The following is a 15008-nucleotide window of genomic DNA, read 5'->3' on the forward strand; positions in this document are numbered from 1 at the left end:
GCAGGCCGAGTCCGGCCTGCTCCTCCTCTCCGCGACTAGGACTTCAGGCGATAAGCGCGAAGAACCGTTTGGTCGACGGTGTTCCCGTCACTGTCCCGAGCGGTCACGCGCAACGACACGAAGCCGCCCGCCTTCCCACCCGCGGGAACGACACCGGTGACCGGCACCCAGGTCACACCGTCGTCGAACGACGCGTAGGCGCGCAGATCACGCACGACTGCCTTCCCCGCTCCCGCCTGCCGTGCCGCGGTGAACTTCACCGGCATCGGCACGCCTGCCTTCCAGCTGTTGCGCAGGTCGAGCGGCAGCGCGTACCCGACCTCCAGCAACGGCAGCTTGCCGTCGGCCGCCGACGTGAACTCCCACGTGGTGCGGACCTCGTTCGACAGGGCGACGAAGTCCCGCGTCGCGTGCAGGTCCAGCGTGAACCGGCCGTCCCTCTGCGGTGCGTAGAACCTGCTGTCGTAGAGGAAATCCGTTCCGAGCGAGACGCCGTCGCGCTTGAGCTCCATGGTGAGGCTGCTGTTGCGCACCCTGCCCTCCACCGCCGTGGCGGTGCCGAACGGGGAGACGTTCGCCTGGACGTACGGGAACTGGCGGGACACGCCGCCGCCGTGCGGCCACGGTGCGTCCGCCCTGCCGAGCCTCGGTGCTGCGACACCAAGCAGCGGCGAGCGCTCGTACCGGCGGCCTGGCTCGAGCTTCTCGATGCGCAGGTTCGCCCACGAGTGCGTGAGCGGGTCGACCTCGAAGCCGCTGAACCGGCCGACCGCGCCCTCGTTGTACCAGCTGCCCGCCGAGAAGTGCTCGACACGGGTGACCGGCGATCCGAGCGGCTCCTCGATGAAGAGGTCGGGGTTCGGCACGCCGTCGACGACCGGGTAGTTCCGCGTGGTCACGACGTTGTCGGCACCGGCGGTGTGGTAGCGCGCCTTCACCTCGGCGAGCGCGGAACGCTTGACGGGATAGGTCTTTCCGGCCGGCACCGCGCCCTTCTCGCCCCGGTGCACGGTGTACGACACCGGTGACGTCGGCTGCGCGCGCAACGTCAGCTTCGCTGGCACCTGCGCCGCGAGGTGTTCGGGCACCATGATCACCGGCAGTTCGGTGGGTTCCCAGAACACCATCGGTTCCGGGCCCACCCACAGCACACCGGCCGCGCCTGCCGCCTTCAGCTGCCTGGCCACGATGAACGCCTGCTCGTCGGCGGGCCGTACCAGCACCATCTTGCCGCGCATGTCGGCACTGCCGCGTTCCACGACGTCATAGGTGTGGTCACCCTGCGGCAGCTCGGGGCTGTCGGCGAAGTAGTTCACCGGGATCCCGCCGACGACCGAGATCCTCGGCTGCGCGGCGACGGCGACGGTGTCGTAGGCGAGCTCCGGCAGCGGCTCGCCGAACGAGAGGCCGTAGACCGGCACGCGTCCGTCGATTTTGGACCAGACGGAGTCGCGGAAGGCCGGGTTCACCGGCACCCTGATGGTGGTCAGCCGGTACAGCGGAGTCACGCGGGCGTCGTCCACGTCGAACGCGATCTGCTTGCCCTGCCGCAGATCCAGGTGCACGGCGACGTCCGACTTGGCCGACACCTTGCCCGCCACGTCGGTCACCGACTTCGGCGCGTACCACGTGCGGCTCTGCGTTCCTTCCGCGAACCGCGCCAGCACGGCGTAGTCGCCGACCGGCAGCCGCGTGGTCAGGGAGCCGTCCTGGCCGAGCTCGAGCACCGACGAGTTCTTCGTGGCCAGGTCGACCAGCACGACCCAGCCGTTCGTCACGGGCTGGCCGTCACGTCCGGTGACCCGCACCGAGAACCCGTGCCGTTCCGGCTCCACCGCGCCGCCGGCCGACGTGGTCAGCTCGACACCGGCGGCGCTCGCCCGCAGGCGTCCGCTGAACGCGCCGAGGCCCTTGCCTGGATCCAGCACGACGTCGACCGGGGCCGACCCGTGCGCGGGCACGACGACCGACGGCGCCACGGTGAAGCGGTCGCCCAGATCATGGTGCAGCGCAAGAGAGACAGGCTGATCGCCGTCGTTGCGGTAGGTGATCGTCTTCGTGACAGGCCCGGTGTGCGGCCACATCACCAGTCCGAACGACAGGCTGCCCGTCTCCGCCCACACCTGCTGCGTCACCGCGCGGCCCACGTTCAGCAGGCCGGTGCCACCTTCGTCGGGCGAGTACGTGAACGCGAACGGCTTCGCCGTCGACATCAGCCGCGCCTTCAGCTCCGCCGCCGTGATGGAGGGGTTGCGCTGCACCAGGATCGCCGCCGCACCCGCCACATGCGGGGTCGCCATCGACGTGCCGGACAGCCGCGCGTGCAGGTCGTCGACGGCCGCGTCCGGGAGCGTGCCGGCCGCTCGTGCCGCCACGATCTCCTCACCCGGTGCCGCGATGTCCGGCTTCATCGCCAGGTCGCCGAAGCGCGGGCCGCGTGACGAGGACTCGTGGACCTCGCCCTGCTTGGTCGCGTTCGCCACCGCCAGCGCGGCGTCGGCCGCCGCGGGGGTGCTGACCTTCTGGATGCCGCCGTAGTTGCCCGCCGCGATCACGAACAGCGCGCCCGTCTCGGCGGTGAGCTGGTTCACCTTGAGCGACAACGGGTCCGTGCCGTCGCTCTGCAGGCCGCCGAGGCTCATGTTGACGACCTTGGCGCCGACCTCGCGCGTCGCCCACTCCATGCCCGCGATGATCGCGCTCTCGGTGCAGCCCTCGCTCTCGCACACCCGGCCGACCGCGAGCTTCGCGCCCTTGGCCACACCGCGGTACTTCTCACCGCGTCCGGCGATCGTGGACGCGACGTGCGTGCCGTGCCCGACGTTGTCCTGGACGCCCTGCCCGGAGAAGTCCTTCGCGACCGCGACGACGTCCTTCAGCTCGGGATGCTGCTGGTCGTAGCCGCTGTCGAGCACCGCGACCGTGACGCCGGTCCCGTCGAACCCCGCCTGCCACGCGGCCGGCGCGCCGACCATCGGCACGCTCTGGTCCAGCGAGACGCGCGCTTTGCCGTCGAGCCACAGCTTTCCGGCGCTGCGGGCAGTCACGCCGCGCTGGTTCCATTGCTGCGCGGCATCTTTCTTCTGCACTGCACCCGCCGCACGGAAACCGCTGTTCAGCAACGGAATCCGGTCGATCTTGTCGTCGGTGTAGCCGTACGAGTGCAGCGCGGTCACGTCGAAGAACCGCTTGTCGATGCGATCCTGCGTCACAGCGCCAACAGCGTCCGCGGGCACCACGTACTGGTGTCCGTTCTGGACGTACTGGGCGAACGTCATTCCCGGTCGGCCCTCGACCCGGAGCAGCTCGCCCTTCTCGTTCACCACGACCTCGTCACCGCTGATCAGCGTGATGGCCTTGCTCGGTTCCGCACCGGCCCCAGTGGTTCCCGGTTCCGCCTGTGCGGTCGCCGGAGGGCTGAGCAGCCCGGCGGCCAGCACGGCGACCGTCACACAGCGTGCTGTGCGCACGTGTCCTCCCAGTGTGAATGAGACGGTGTCAACCGCTCACTCCCCCAAAACCGGAACGACGCCGAACAGGTTGCATGTGATCAACAGTCAATGTCCGAAACTGGACAAAGCCCGCCCAAAATGCTCGTCCCCCGACACACGGCGCTGGTTTCCTCGAAGCAGACCGAACTGGGGGAACTTCAGTCGGCTGCGGAGCCCGTCTCGCAGCAGCGAGCCAACCCGATTCGATGCTGGCTTTCCTGCCCGCCGGCGCCACGACACGCCCGCGGAGGCCGACGTGCTCAACCCAACGAGGGCTTCACCGGGATCGAGGACTCCCTCAACCGCACCGCGTGGGCCTACACCCGAGGCGGCAACTGACGGTCCGATTCCCGCCAGAACCCGCGCGAGGATTCCGCCAGGCTTGTCCACATGGGATCACTTGACGGAAAAGCAGCCCTGATCACCGGCGGCACCAGGGGAATCGGGGCTGCTGTGGCGGCCAAACTCGCCGCACTCGGCGCGCGGGTGGCAGTGACGTACCAGAACACCAAGCCGGACAACGGGTTCGGGATCCAGGCGGACAGCGCCGACCCGGAAGCCGTTGTGGCGGCGGTGGACGAGGCCGCCGCGGAGTTCGGGCGGCTCGACATCCTCGTGAACAACGCGGGTGTGTTCCAGGTGGGACCGTTGGAAGAACTCGGACTGGAGGAGTTCGACCACACGATGGCGGTCAACGTGCGCGCGCCGTTCCTCGCGTCACGAGCGGCTGCGCGGCACATGCGCGAGGGCGGGCGCATCATCAGTATCGGCAGCAATGTCGCCGTGTACGCACCGTTTCCCGGCTTCGCGCTGTACTCCGCCAGCAAGACGGCGCTCATCGGCATGACGAAGGGCCTCGCCCGTGAACTGGGGCCGCGGGGCATCACGGCGAACGTCGTCAACCCCGGTCCCACCAACACGGACATGAACCCGGAGGACGGGCCGATGGCGGAGACGATCAGCGGGCTGACCGCGCTGGGACGCTACGGCCAGCCGGTGGAGATCGCCGAACTCGTCGCGGCACTGGCCGGTGCTGCCGGTGCGTACGTCACCGGTGCCAGCATCAACGCCGACGGTGGCTTCACCGTGTAGCTCAAAGCAGGTCCGAAGCCGCAGAGGCCGGGTGCCCGCGGTGCACCCGGCCTCGCGTCACGCCCAGCTGACCGGCAAAGCGTGCACGCCGTAGATGTTCATGTCGGTCCTGAGCTTCACCTCGCGGGCGGGTACCGCGAGGTGCAGGCTCGGGAACCGGCGCAGCAACCCCTCGAACCCTGCGCGCATCTCGATGCGGGCCAGCTGCTGCCCCAGGCACTGGTGGATGCCGTGCCCGAACGACAGGTGCCCGCGGGCCTTGCGGTGCACGTCCAGCTCGCCCGCGTTCTCGAACTTGGCGGAGTCGTGGTTGCCGGCCAGCAGCGAGACGACGACCGTCGACCCCTCTCGGATCGTCTCCCCGCCGAGCTCGATGTCCTCTGCGGCGTAACGGAAGAAGACGTCGGCGACGGCGAGGTAACGCAGCAGTTCCTCGACGGCGTCCGGGACCAGCTCCGGGTTGGCTCGCAGTTCCGCCATCTGCTCGGGGTGCTCCAGCAACGCGAAAGTGCCCAGTGCCAACATGTTCGCCGTCGTCTCGTGTCCGGCGAGCAGCAGCAGGAACGAGATGCCGGTGAGTTCCTCGATGCTGAGGTCCTCGTCGCGAGCGAGATCGGACAGCAGGTCGTCGGCGGGCTCGGCGCGCTTGCGGGTGACGAGCCCGGCCAGGAACGTGGTCAGCGCCATGTACGCGGCCATCTTGTCCTCCAGGTTCACCTCCCGCTCCATGAACTTGGCGAAGTTGCTCTCGAACGATTCCCGTTCCTCGTAGGGAACTCCGAGCATCTCGCAGATCACCTGCGACGGCACCGGCAGGGCGAACTCCTTGACCAGGTCGATCGGCGGAGTCAGCTTCGCCATCTCGTCCAGCTGCCGCTCGGTGATCTCGATGATGCCCTCTTCGAGCGACTTCATCCGCTTGACGGTGAACGCGCCGGTGAGCTTGCGCCGCAACCGGGTGTGGTCCGGCGGGTCCATGCTGATGAAGAGTCCCGGCACCTGCGGGGAGGGTTCGGTCTGCTCCGGCATGCCGGGCGTCGGGAACGGCACGTGCAGGATGCCGAGGTCCTGGCGGCTGCTGAACCTGGTGTCCGCCAGCACCTGCCGCACCTCGTCGTAGCCGGTGACGAGCCAGCCCTCGTGGCCGTCGGGGAAGAGCATCGGGCTGACGGGACGGGTTTCGCGTAACCGCGTGATCTGGCTGGGCGGGTCGAACGGGGTGACGTCGCGCTCCATGGGAAGGCCTTGCTGCATGACAGAGTCTCCTTCAGCGGGTGGATTCACGGTTGAAGAGCTTCTTGGACCACAGGTAGCCGCCGAACCCGATGACGACGCACCAGCCCAGCGCGATCCAGCCGCTGTTGCCGATCGGCTTGCCCATCAGCAGGCCGCGCAGCGCGTCGATGAACGGGGTGAACGGCTGGTACTCGGCGAACCAGCGCAGCACGGCAGGCATCGAGTCGGTCGGCACGAAACCGTTGCCGAAGAACGGGAGCAGGATGAGCGGCAGGCCGACGTTGCTCGACCCCTCGACGGTCTTGCTCGCGAGGCCCAGCGCGGCGGAGAGCCAGATCAGCGCGAACGACATGGCCACCAGCAGACCCGCCAGCGCGAGCCAGTCGAGCGCGCTCGCCTGGGGCCGGAAGCCGATCAGCACCGCGACGCCGAAGACGAAACCCATGGCGAGCACCGTCTGGACCAGGCTGCCGACGACGTGTCCGGTGAGGACGGACACGCGAGCGATCGCCATGGTGCGGAAGCGATCCACGATGCCCTCGGTCATGTCCAGCGCGATCGAGATGGTCGTACCTTGCACGGCGGCGGTGATCGCCATCAGGATGATCGTCGGCGTCACGTAGTTCAGGTACTCCGCGCGTCCGCCGGACGGCCCGCCGAGGCCGGCGCCGAGCGTGCCGCCGAAGACGTAGACGAACAGCAGCAGGAAGACGACCGGCATCAACAGGAGCTGGAAGGTCAGCGACGGATAGCGGATCATCCGCTTGAGGTTGCGGCGCACCATCGTCGCCGAGTCGGTCAGTGCGTAGGTCATGACTGGGCCACCTTCTCGGGGTTGCCCGTGAGGGCGAGGAAGACGTCGTCGAGGTCGGGCGTGTGGGTGCTGAGCGAGTCGACCAGCACCGAGTGCTCGTCGAGCCGGTCGAGCAGTGCCTTGAGCGAGCTGACGCTGCCGTCGTTCGGCACGCGCAGGGCGAGCGCCTCACCGTCACGCGTGGCGTCGCGCACGACCCGCGTGGCGGCCTCGAGGTGGCGGGGATCGTTGAACTGCAACAGGACGTGTCCGCCGGGAATGCGGCGCTTGAGCTCGTCCGCCGTGCCCTCGGCGACGATCCTCCCGTGGTCCAGCACCGCGATCCGGTCGGCGAGCTCGTCGGCCTCCTCCAGGTACTGGGTGGTGAGGAAGATCGTGACGCCTTCGGCCACCAACCGTCGCACGATGTCCCACATGGCGCGGCGGCTACGCGGGTCGAGGCCGGTGGTCGGCTCGTCGAGGAAGATCACCTGCGGCGACCCGACCAGCGTCATGGCGAGGTCGAGCCTGCGCCGCATGCCACCGGAGTAGGTCGCCGCGGACTTGTCGGCCGCGTCGGCGATGTCGAACTGCTCCAGCAACAGCTCGACCTTCCGCTTGCCCTCCGTGCGGCCGAGGTGGTGCAGGTCCGCCATCAGCTTCAGGTTCTCGCGGCCCGTCAACAGGTTGTCGACCGCGGAGAACTGGCCGGTGACTCCGATCGCCTTGCGCACGGCGTTGGGCTCGCGGGCAACGTCATGCCCGGCAACGGAAGCGCTGCCGCCGTCCGCGCGGATCAGCGTGGAGAGGATCTTGACGGTGGTGGTCTTGCCCGCGCCGTTCGCGCCGAGCAGCGAGAAGACGGTGCCGCGCCGGACGTCCAGGTCGACGCCCTTGAGCACCTCCTGGTCGCCGTAGGAGCGGCGCAGGCCGATGGCCTTGATCGCGTTCATGGAGTTCCCCTCAGGCACGGCGGATCGTGATGTCGCCGAAGGACGTGTGGGCGGTGATCTTGACGGTCTCGGTGGCGTCGCCGGGCCCTTCACTTGCGCCCAGCGAGTTGTGCACGCGACCGAAGCTGGTCTTGGTGTCGAGCCACGCGGCGGTGCCCTGGGCGATGCCGACCTCGATGCTGCCCATCGCGGTGTTCAGCGTGGCGGTGTCGCGCACGACCTCACTGACGGTGAGGGATCCCATGGCGCTCTTGGCTTCCAGCGAACCACCGACGTATTCGGCGGTGATGTCGCCGTTGGCCGCGCGGGCCTTCAGATCGCCACCGACCGTACCGATCTCGGTGTTGCCGTTGGAGTTCTTGACGGTCAGCGATCCGGTGACGTCGCCGATGCGCACATGACCGGTGCCGGTCTTGACCTCGGCGTTGCCCGTGACGGCACCGACGCGGATCTGCCCGGCGCCGGTGTCGACCTTCAACGGACCCGTGCGGTCGACGTGGACGTGCCCCGCCGACAGGTCGATCTCGGTCTCCCCCAGCACGCCGGTGGTGCGGGTGCTGCCCGCCGCCACGTCGACGTCCACTGTGGACCCGGTCGGCAGCTCGATCACGATGTCGACCGACCTGGTCTTCTTGGAGAAGTCGAACGTCCGCTTCGGCCCGCGGATCGTCAGCACGCCGTCGGCGTAGTCGACACGGGTCTTCTGCGCGGTCTCGACATCGGAGTCGTCGGACGGATCGGACGGCCGCACGTCCACCACCGTGTCGACGCGGTCGCTCGCCAGGATCTGCACGAAGCCCGCGTACACGTCGAGCAGTACGGAAATCGGTTCGTACGTGTCGTAAGAAGGCATGGCTGTCCCCTCAGAAGGTGTCAGAAGAACGTCTCCACAGGTCAGAGACGTGAAGAAGAACGGGTGTGGTTAGCGGACCCAGCCGACGAAACGCTGCGAGGCGGGCGCGGGCCCACCGGTCAGGGTCTCGGAGCTCGGCTTCAGCTGTGCCGACGCGGCGCGCACGAGCCACGCGTTGACCGAGCGGCCCTCCTTGGCCGCCGCCTCGTCGATCGCGGCCTTGAGCGGTTCGGGCAGTCGGACGTTGATGCGCACGGTGCTGCCGTCCTCGAAGCCGGCCGCCACGTCCTCGGCGGGTGCCGCGACGGGCTCCGGCGTGACGGGCTGCTCCGGCGTGCGGCGCGTCACGACGAACTTGGGGTCGCGCCCCCGCAGCAACACCTGCACCGAGTCCGGCGCCAGGTCCGCCGTGATCTCGTCGGCGGCGGCGGACAGCGCCTCGAGCAGCGCCAGCCGGATCGCCGACTCCATCGACACGGTCAACCGCTCGACCAGTGCGCTCGCGTCCTCGCCACCCGCCTCGACGGCGGTGAGGAGCTCGCGGCCGAGGGCGGCCACATACGGGGTCAGATCCATGGCATCACTATGGCACAGCGTGGCACCACCGGCAAGCAATTCTGGCTCAGCATGGCATCACTTTGGCTCACCCCAGGTCAGGACTGGTGCGACGTGATGTCAACCGCGCCCCGGAGTTGGTCGTCTACCTCATCGTGCAACGAGAAAAGAGCGCCGACTTCGACCGGTTCGTGCTCGAACGGTCGACCGCGCTGCTGCGCACAGCCGTGCTTCTGGTGGGGGACGTCGGTCACGCCGAGGACATCCTGCAGACGGCGCTGCTGCGGCTGGCGACGCGCTGGATGTCCGTCCACACCGCCCCCGAGGCGTTCGTCCGCACGGTGCTCGTCAACCTGGCGCGCGACCGGTGGCGGCGAGCACGCAGACGTGTGTCCGAGGAGGAGCTGACCAACGCCGGGCACGTGACGGCCGGTCGCGACCCAGCGGACACGGTGGTCGACCGCGACGCGCTGCGCCGCGCGTTGGCGAAGCTGCCCGCACGGCAGCGGGAGGTGGTGGTGCTGCGCTTCTTCGCCGACCTGTCGGTCGCGGAGACGGCACAGACGCTGCGCACTTCGGAGGGGACCGTCAAAGCGCACACGAGCCGGGCCGTCGCACGGCTGCGGCAGCTGCTCGGGGAACAGATCACGGAGAACGTTCATGGTGTCTGAAAACGAACTGCTCGACGACGTGCGCGTCGTGCTGCACGCCGAGGTCGCCGGCGTGACCGCGAACCCGGCGGCACTGCTCGCGTCGGTGAAGCGCAAGCGGGCCCGCCGCTTCCGGCCGTGGCTCGGGATCGGCCTGGTCGCCGCGGTGGCCGCGGCCGCCTTCGTCCTGGTGCCGGAGCGTCAGCCCGCGGCACCCGTCGAGGTCGCGCACGTGCTGGAACGGACCGATGCCGCGCTGGAAGGCCTGCGGGGCATGGTGATCCACGAACAGGGGCCGGCGGGTGAAGGCGAGAAGTACTTCCAGCCGGGCGAGAAGGGTCTGAGCGAACGGTGGCACGCGGCCGACGGCAGCGCGTTCCGCTACCGGGCCTCCGTCGACGGCAGGACGATCGTGGACCTGAGCCGCTCGGCCGCCGGTGACATCTTCGTCGACCACCGGGCCCGCACGTTCCGCAAGCAGCAGGGGGAAACCCCGGAGGACGACGTCTGGACCCCCGACAAGATCAAGGACGCGATCAGGGACGGCCGGATCACCGTCGCCGGGCCCGGTGATCCGATCAACGGCAAGCAGACCGTCCGGCTGAACATCACCGCGGGCAAAGCAGACGTGCCGGCCGAGATGTGGGTCGACGCCACCTCGTCCCTCCCGCTGCGCTGGCGCTGGGTGCAGGACGGCGCGACGGCGTTCGACGTGACGTGGCTGCCGGCCACCCCGGAGAACCTCGCCCAGCTGAAGACGGCGATCCCGGACGGGTTCATCGAGATCAGGTGAGGAAGGGTGGAGCGCCGGAAAGGCGCTCCACCAACTCACATCCGCGCGTAGGACTCCGCGACCGCCCCGAACGCCGCCTTGGGTTCCCAGTGCAGGTCGTCGTAGACCTTCACGATCCCGGGGCTGGCCATGTCGAGATCACGACCCGGCTCGTCCGGCCTGTGTGGATAGTTGTTGAGCGCGAACATGTACACGAACGCGCCGTCCACTCCCTCGGCCTCGAAGATGTCCAGCAACTCCCGCAGGTACGCGGCCTGCTCCTGCTCGTCCCGGACGTAACCGTCCTTCACCCGCACCGGCAGCCCGGCGTCGTCGTGCTCGACGATCTCCATGCTGCGCGGCGCGATGGCACTCGACCCGCGCCAGGCCGCCGTGCCGAACCCGGTGATCGCCACCGGCTTTCCTTGCGCCACAACGTTTCGAATGCTCGCCGCGTACTGCTCGGCGACCTCGGCCGACCTGATCAGCTCGAACGAGCTGATGTCGAACAGACTCCAGTCGACCCGCTCGAACGGGATGCAGGCGTAGGTGATCTTCCCGCGGAACTCCGCGCGGATCGCACTCACCGCCTCGGCCAGGAACGCGTTGAGCCGCGCACTGACCTCGTCCAGCTGACCGCCCTGCCCGAACAGCCGGTTCACCCGGTCCATCACGTCGTCGCCGGGCAGGAACTCCTTGTTCATGATGCTCAGCTCGACCCCCGCGACGAACACGACTTCGGCGCCGTCGGCCCGGATCCGCTCGGCCCTGCGCGCGCAGTCGGTGAACAGCTGGAGGATCTCGGCCGCGGTCAGCTCCAGCGGGTACGGCGAGAACCAGACCTCCAACCCGAGCGAGGCCGCGACGCGCGCGGCCTCCTCCAGCCGTTCCGGTGAGCCTCCGACGAGATGAACGGCGTTGCAGTGCAGCTCGTCGCGGATGACCCGCAGGTCCCGCGCGACCACGTCGAGATCGAACTCCGGCACGGAGGTCTCGCCGTGCCGGACGAAGCCGGTGTCGTACGCGATGCCCTTGGCACGCATGGGGTGCCCCCTTCCACTCTCGGTGGTTCGAGACTAGAAGAGAAAAGTGCGTGTGCGCAAGTTTTCGTGCACGCAGATTTAGGTCGGCCAGACCAGCAGCACCGGACAGGTCGCGTGGTCGACGACGAACCGCGTCGCCGGGCCGAGACTGCGAGGACCCGCGTGACTCACGTCGCCGTCCCGGCACAGCACGAGCAACGACGCATTGTCAGCAGCCGCAACGACTTCGTGTTCGACGCGGCCGACTCGCGCGGACGTGGTGCACGGCTTGCCCAGCCGTTCGGCGGCCGCCTGCAGCAGCCGGGCGGCGTGGCCGGCGGCGAGATCGTCGACCTGCCTGCCGGGATCGCGTGACGGGTGACGGCCGAAGAGCCCGGCGAACGCCCCGTGCGCGGCACCCGGCACGTCGTGGTCGCTGACGTGCAGCAACAGGAACTCGGACCCGTGCGCACGCGCCGCGTCGACGCAGGACTGCCAGGTGTCGTCGGCGATCCACACGACCACCGTCATGGTCAACCTCCGATCACGTGCAGGGACGCCCACAGTGCCACGACCGCGCCGATCAGGGTGGCAGGCACGGCGAGCACACCCAGCTTGGTGAACTCCGCCAGGTTCACCTCGGTGTCGTGGTCGTGCACGATCCGCCGCCACAGCAACGTCGCGAGCGACCCGGCGTAGGTGAGGTTCGGCCCCAGGTTCACGCCCAGCAGCACCGCCAGCACCGCACCGGACCCGAGCGGCACGACCAGCGGCAGCAGCACGAGCACGGCGGGCAGGTTGTTGATCACGTTGGCCAGCACGGCCGCCACCGCCGCGACCCCGAGCAACGCCGGCAAACCGTTGCCGCTCGGCAGGACGTGCCGCAGCGCGTCGTCGAGACCGTTGTCGACCACCGCCCGCACCACGACACCGAGGCCGAGCACGAACGCGAGGAACGGCAGCGAGGCAGCCTGCACGACCTTGGTCAGCGACGTGCGGCGCCGGGCCAGCGCCCGCACCGCCATCGCCACAGCACCCGCGCAGGCGGCCCACGCCGGGTCGATCCCGGTGGCGGAGGCCACCACGAACCCCGCCAGCGTCAACCCGACCGTGACCAGAGCGAACACCGGCAGCTCACGCGCGGGAGCGGTGTCCGACGGATGCACCGGCGCGTCGAGATCAGTCCGGAAGAACCGCCGGAACACCACGTACTCCAGGCCGATCGCAACGACCCACGGCAACGCCATCAACGCCGCGAACCGCGTGAAGCTCAGCCCACTCGACGCGAACGCCAGCAGGTTCGTCAGGTTCGACACCGGCAGCAGCAACGACGCGCTGTTCGACAGGTGCGTGCACGCGTAGACGTGCGGCTTCGGCCGCACCCCGAGCTGGGCGGCGGTCGCGAACACCACGGGCGTCAGCAGCACGACCGTCGCGTCCAGGCTGAGCACCGCCGTGATCACCGACGCCGTGACGAACACACCGCCCAGCAACGTCCGCGGCCGCCCGCCGGACGCCCGCGCCATCCAGGTGCCGCAGGCGTGGAAGAGCCCCTCGTCGTCGCACAGCTGCGCGAGCACGAGGATCGCTGCCAGGAACCCGATCACGGGCCCCAGCCGCACCGCCTCGTCCACGACGTGGTCGAGCGGCAGGGCGCCGACCAGCACGACGAGGACGGCCGCGGGCACCGCCACGGCCGCCTCGGGCAGGCCCCACGGCCGTACGACCGCGCAGACCAGCACGGCCACCAGGAGCAGGACTGAAAGCGCCAGCACGGCGCAAACGCTAGGTCATCCAGCGGATCACCGTAACCGCGGTCGCAACGACGACGATTTGCCGAACATGAGGCGATTAGCAGCATTGCTGCTGGCACTTGTCCTGCTCTCTCCCACTCCGGCGTTCGCGGCCGACAGCCCGCAGGCCACCCTCTTCTCCCCGACCGCCGAGGTCTCCGTTCCGCTCGACGAACCGCTGCTCGTCATCGGCGGCGCCTACAACGGCGAGGCGGGCGGCATCACCGAGGTCGAGATCTCCACGGACGACGGCGCCACCTGGACGTCCACCGACGCCCGCAGCGAGAACTGGACGTTCGTGTTCACCCCGGACACCCCGGGCCCGGTGACGATCAAGGCCCGCGCCCACACCGCGTCGACCGTCGGCCCCATCACCGTCTCGCGCACGATCCACGTCGGCGGCACGACCCTGCCACCTGTGCCGAGCGAGACCTTCCTCTTCCTGCAGCACATACCTCAGCCCGACGTGAAGGACAGCGACGACCAGGCAGTCGAGCTCGGCGTCCGCACCAGCGTCGACCGCCCGGGATCACTGGTGGGCATGCATATCCGGCGCGGCAACTACACCGGCCCCGTCACCGCGAAGGTGTGGTCCTCGACCGGCGTTCTGCTGGCCGCGCGGGAAGCGCCCGGCGCCCAGTACGGGCAGCGGATCGACTTCGGCACGCCGGTTCCCGTCGCGCCGGGCAACGAGTACGTCGTCTCGTACTACACACCGTCAGGTGGTTACCTCTCAACGGAGAACTACTTCGTGGGCCGCCTCGCGCAGACGCCGTTCCACACGCCCGTGAACGCCGGCGTGTACCGCTACGGCGGCGGATTCCCCACCGACACGTGGAACGCCGGCAACTACTGGGTGGAGCCGATCTTCCAGTCCTAGTGTCCCGCGCCGGAATTCCGCAGCAGAAGTCCAGTCTTGTTTCTTTTGGCACGCGGGGGCCTTTCGTCCGCTCCGAGAGTACGAAAGCTCCCCGCGTACTCTTCAGCACCGGCGTGTCGTGGCTGGACACGCCGGGTAGTGAGGAACGACTTCGTTGCCGGATTTCCGGCGCAGGACTAGCTGGTAGAGCGTCGCGGCTTGGTTGTGCTCCGTTGAGTCGGGCGGGGGGCCGGGCGGTCTGGTGCTCGTCACCGAAAGCCCGGATGGTCGCGTTCTCATGCACGTTGCTGCCGAGATGGCGGTAGAGAAATGCTGACGCAAACGTTTGCTGATCACCCCGACTGCGGCCAACGTGCAGTTGGCCGCCATGAGAGCGCGATCTTCGTGATCTAAGCGCGGCTGCCTGCCGAAATCACCCTCACTGTCACATCCCAAGAGATAGCTGCAACGAGCTACTAGTCTCCCGGAACCACTTGGCGCTTCAGCACTTTCTCCATGCCCCCGGTCGCCTCGAGCAACCGGATCAGCGCCCGCTTCGCCGCGTTCTCACCGGGCACGTCCAGCTCACGCCGAAGCCGGCGGCTGTCCTCGACCAGCCGCCGGCCGCGCGCGGTGAGCCGCGCCCGGCGCACCCTGCTGTCGACCGGGTCCGGCACGCGGTCGACGTAGCCGAGCCGTTCCAGTTCGAGCAGCTGCTTCGACGCCGCCTGCTGGGTGACCCCGAGCAGCTCTCCGAGTTCCGACACCGTCGGCGCGCCCTCGATCAGGTGCTGGATCACGTAGCCGTGGGAGACGCGGACACCGGTGTGCCCGATCTCGTGCAGCCGCGCCAGGATCGCGTCGTTCGCGGAGCTGCCCGCCAGGAAGGCGAGGGTCGCGAGGTCGAGCCGCATCAGGTCCACAGCCAGCATCCTGACA

At 68.9% G+C, this 15008-nt stretch carries 14 protein-coding genes; 4 read left to right on the forward strand and 10 right to left on the reverse strand.

The annotated features are described in order from the left end of the window. Window positions 1-35: 35 nt before the first annotated feature. Window positions 36-3470: a S8 family serine peptidase gene (locus tag JOD27_RS22365; RefSeq protein WP_204764206.1), complete on the reverse strand. Its 3435-nt coding sequence runs from the start codon at window positions 3468-3470 to the stop codon at window positions 36-38. A gap of 411 nt (window positions 3471-3881) precedes the next feature. On the opposite strand from JOD27_RS22365, the gene JOD27_RS22370 reads away from it, so the two are divergent. Next, window positions 3882-4583 (forward strand): SDR family NAD(P)-dependent oxidoreductase, encoded by a 702-nt coding sequence (locus JOD27_RS22370; protein ID WP_204764207.1) that lies wholly within the window; start codon window positions 3882-3884, stop codon window positions 4581-4583. A gap of 57 nt (window positions 4584-4640) precedes the next feature. Here JOD27_RS22370 and JOD27_RS22375 read toward each other — a convergent pair whose 3' ends face one another. The 5 genes from JOD27_RS22375 to JOD27_RS22395 all read right to left on the reverse strand — a co-directional run bounded on the left by JOD27_RS22375 (window position 4641) and on the right by JOD27_RS22395 (window position 8994). After that, window positions 4641-5837, reverse strand: a complete 1197-nt coding sequence (locus JOD27_RS22375; RefSeq protein WP_204764208.1) for a cytochrome P450 — start codon at window positions 5835-5837, stop codon at window positions 4641-4643. Window positions 5838-5850: 13 nt separating this feature from the next. Beyond that, window positions 5851-6633 (reverse strand): ABC transporter permease, encoded by a 783-nt coding sequence (locus tag JOD27_RS22380; protein ID WP_204764209.1) that lies wholly within the window; start codon window positions 6631-6633, stop codon window positions 5851-5853. After that, window positions 6630-7565: an ATP-binding cassette domain-containing protein gene (locus tag JOD27_RS22385; protein ID WP_204764210.1), complete on the reverse strand. Its 936-nt coding sequence runs from the start codon at window positions 7563-7565 to the stop codon at window positions 6630-6632. The genes JOD27_RS22380 and JOD27_RS22385 overlap by 4 nt, the downstream gene beginning before the upstream one ends. A 10-nt stretch (window positions 7566-7575) precedes the next feature. Further along, on the reverse strand, window positions 7576-8418 hold the full coding sequence (locus JOD27_RS22390) for a DUF4097 family beta strand repeat-containing protein (RefSeq protein WP_204764211.1): 843 nt from the start codon (window positions 8416-8418) through the stop codon (window positions 7576-7578). 69 nt (window positions 8419-8487) lie between these two features. After that, window positions 8488-8994 carry a ribbon-helix-helix domain-containing protein gene (locus tag JOD27_RS22395; protein ID WP_204764212.1) on the reverse strand — a complete coding sequence of 169 codons (507 nt, stop codon included), beginning with the start codon at window positions 8992-8994 and terminating at the stop codon, window positions 8488-8490. Window positions 8995-9080: 86 nt separating this feature from the next. Between JOD27_RS22395 and JOD27_RS22400 the strand changes: the two genes are divergently transcribed. Together JOD27_RS22400 and JOD27_RS22405 are read left to right on the forward strand one after the other, a co-directional pair. Beyond that, a complete protein-coding gene (locus JOD27_RS22400) occupies window positions 9081-9644 on the forward strand; it encodes a SigE family RNA polymerase sigma factor (protein ID WP_307830268.1) in 564 nt (187 codons plus the stop codon). After that, entirely contained in the window at window positions 9634-10416 is a 783-nt protein-coding gene (locus JOD27_RS22405; protein ID WP_204764213.1) for a hypothetical protein, read from the forward strand. Before JOD27_RS22400 ends, JOD27_RS22405 begins: the two co-directional genes overlap by 11 nt. Window positions 10417-10451: 35 nt before the next feature. On the opposite strand, the gene JOD27_RS22410 is transcribed toward JOD27_RS22405, so the two are convergent. The 3 genes from JOD27_RS22410 to JOD27_RS22420 all read right to left on the reverse strand — a co-directional run bounded on the left by JOD27_RS22410 (window position 10452) and on the right by JOD27_RS22420 (window position 13192). Then, a complete protein-coding gene (locus JOD27_RS22410; protein ID WP_204764214.1) occupies window positions 10452-11438 on the reverse strand; it encodes a glycoside hydrolase family 113 protein in 987 nt (328 codons plus the stop codon). A 78-nt stretch (window positions 11439-11516) separates the two neighbouring features. Next, the gene (locus JOD27_RS22415) at window positions 11517-11948 is read right to left on the reverse strand and encodes a universal stress protein (protein ID WP_204764215.1); all 432 of its coding nucleotides are present in this window, start codon (window positions 11946-11948) and stop codon (window positions 11517-11519) included. Between the two features lie 2 nt (window positions 11949-11950). Beyond that, a complete protein-coding gene (locus tag JOD27_RS22420) occupies window positions 11951-13192 on the reverse strand; it encodes an SLC13 family permease (protein ID WP_204764216.1) in 1242 nt (413 codons plus the stop codon). A 67-nt stretch (window positions 13193-13259) separates the two neighbouring features. Here JOD27_RS22420 and JOD27_RS22425 point away from each other — a divergent pair, with 67 nt between their 5' ends. Then, complete coding sequence (locus tag JOD27_RS22425) at window positions 13260-14090, forward strand: DUF4082 domain-containing protein (RefSeq protein WP_204764217.1); 831 nt, start codon at window positions 13260-13262, stop codon at window positions 14088-14090. A 455-nt stretch (window positions 14091-14545) separates the two neighbouring features. Here JOD27_RS22425 and JOD27_RS22430 read toward each other — a convergent pair whose 3' ends face one another. Next, a complete protein-coding gene (locus tag JOD27_RS22430) occupies window positions 14546-15001 on the reverse strand; it encodes a MarR family winged helix-turn-helix transcriptional regulator (RefSeq protein ID WP_204764218.1) in 456 nt (151 codons plus the stop codon). Between the last annotated feature and the right edge of the window lie 7 nt (window positions 15002-15008).

The sequence above is a fragment of the Lentzea nigeriaca genome (genome assembly GCF_016907955.1).
Lineage (GTDB): Bacteria > Actinomycetota > Actinomycetes > Mycobacteriales > Pseudonocardiaceae > Lentzea > Lentzea nigeriaca.

What these genes read in the sequence shown, in the direction of transcription:
- JOD27_RS22370 (WP_204764207.1), top strand. Translation starts at nt 3,882, where the DNA reads ATGGGATCACTTGACGGAAAAGCAGCCCTGATCACCGGCGGCACCAGG.
- JOD27_RS22375 (WP_204764208.1), bottom strand. Translation starts at nt 5,837, where the DNA reads ATGCAGCAAGGCCTTCCCATGGAGCGCGACGTCACCCCGTTCGACCCG.
- JOD27_RS22380 (WP_204764209.1), bottom strand. Translation starts at nt 6,633, where the DNA reads ATGACCTACGCACTGACCGACTCGGCGACGATGGTGCGCCGCAACCTC.
- JOD27_RS22385 (WP_204764210.1), bottom strand. Translation starts at nt 7,565, where the DNA reads ATGAACGCGATCAAGGCCATCGGCCTGCGCCGCTCCTACGGCGACCAG.
- JOD27_RS22390 (WP_204764211.1), bottom strand. Translation starts at nt 8,418, where the DNA reads ATGCCTTCTTACGACACGTACGAACCGATTTCCGTACTGCTCGACGTG.
- JOD27_RS22395 (WP_204764212.1), bottom strand. Translation starts at nt 8,994, where the DNA reads ATGGATCTGACCCCGTATGTGGCCGCCCTCGGCCGCGAGCTCCTCACC.
- JOD27_RS22405 (WP_204764213.1), top strand. Translation starts at nt 9,634, where the DNA reads ATGGTGTCTGAAAACGAACTGCTCGACGACGTGCGCGTCGTGCTGCAC.
- JOD27_RS22410 (WP_204764214.1), bottom strand. Translation starts at nt 11,438, where the DNA reads ATGCGTGCCAAGGGCATCGCGTACGACACCGGCTTCGTCCGGCACGGC.
- JOD27_RS22415 (WP_204764215.1), bottom strand. Translation starts at nt 11,948, where the DNA reads ATGACGGTGGTCGTGTGGATCGCCGACGACACCTGGCAGTCCTGCGTC.
- JOD27_RS22425 (WP_204764217.1), top strand. Translation starts at nt 13,260, where the DNA reads ATGAGGCGATTAGCAGCATTGCTGCTGGCACTTGTCCTGCTCTCTCCC.
- JOD27_RS22430 (WP_204764218.1), bottom strand. Translation starts at nt 15,001, where the DNA reads ATGCTGGCTGTGGACCTGATGCGGCTCGACCTCGCGACCCTCGCCTTC.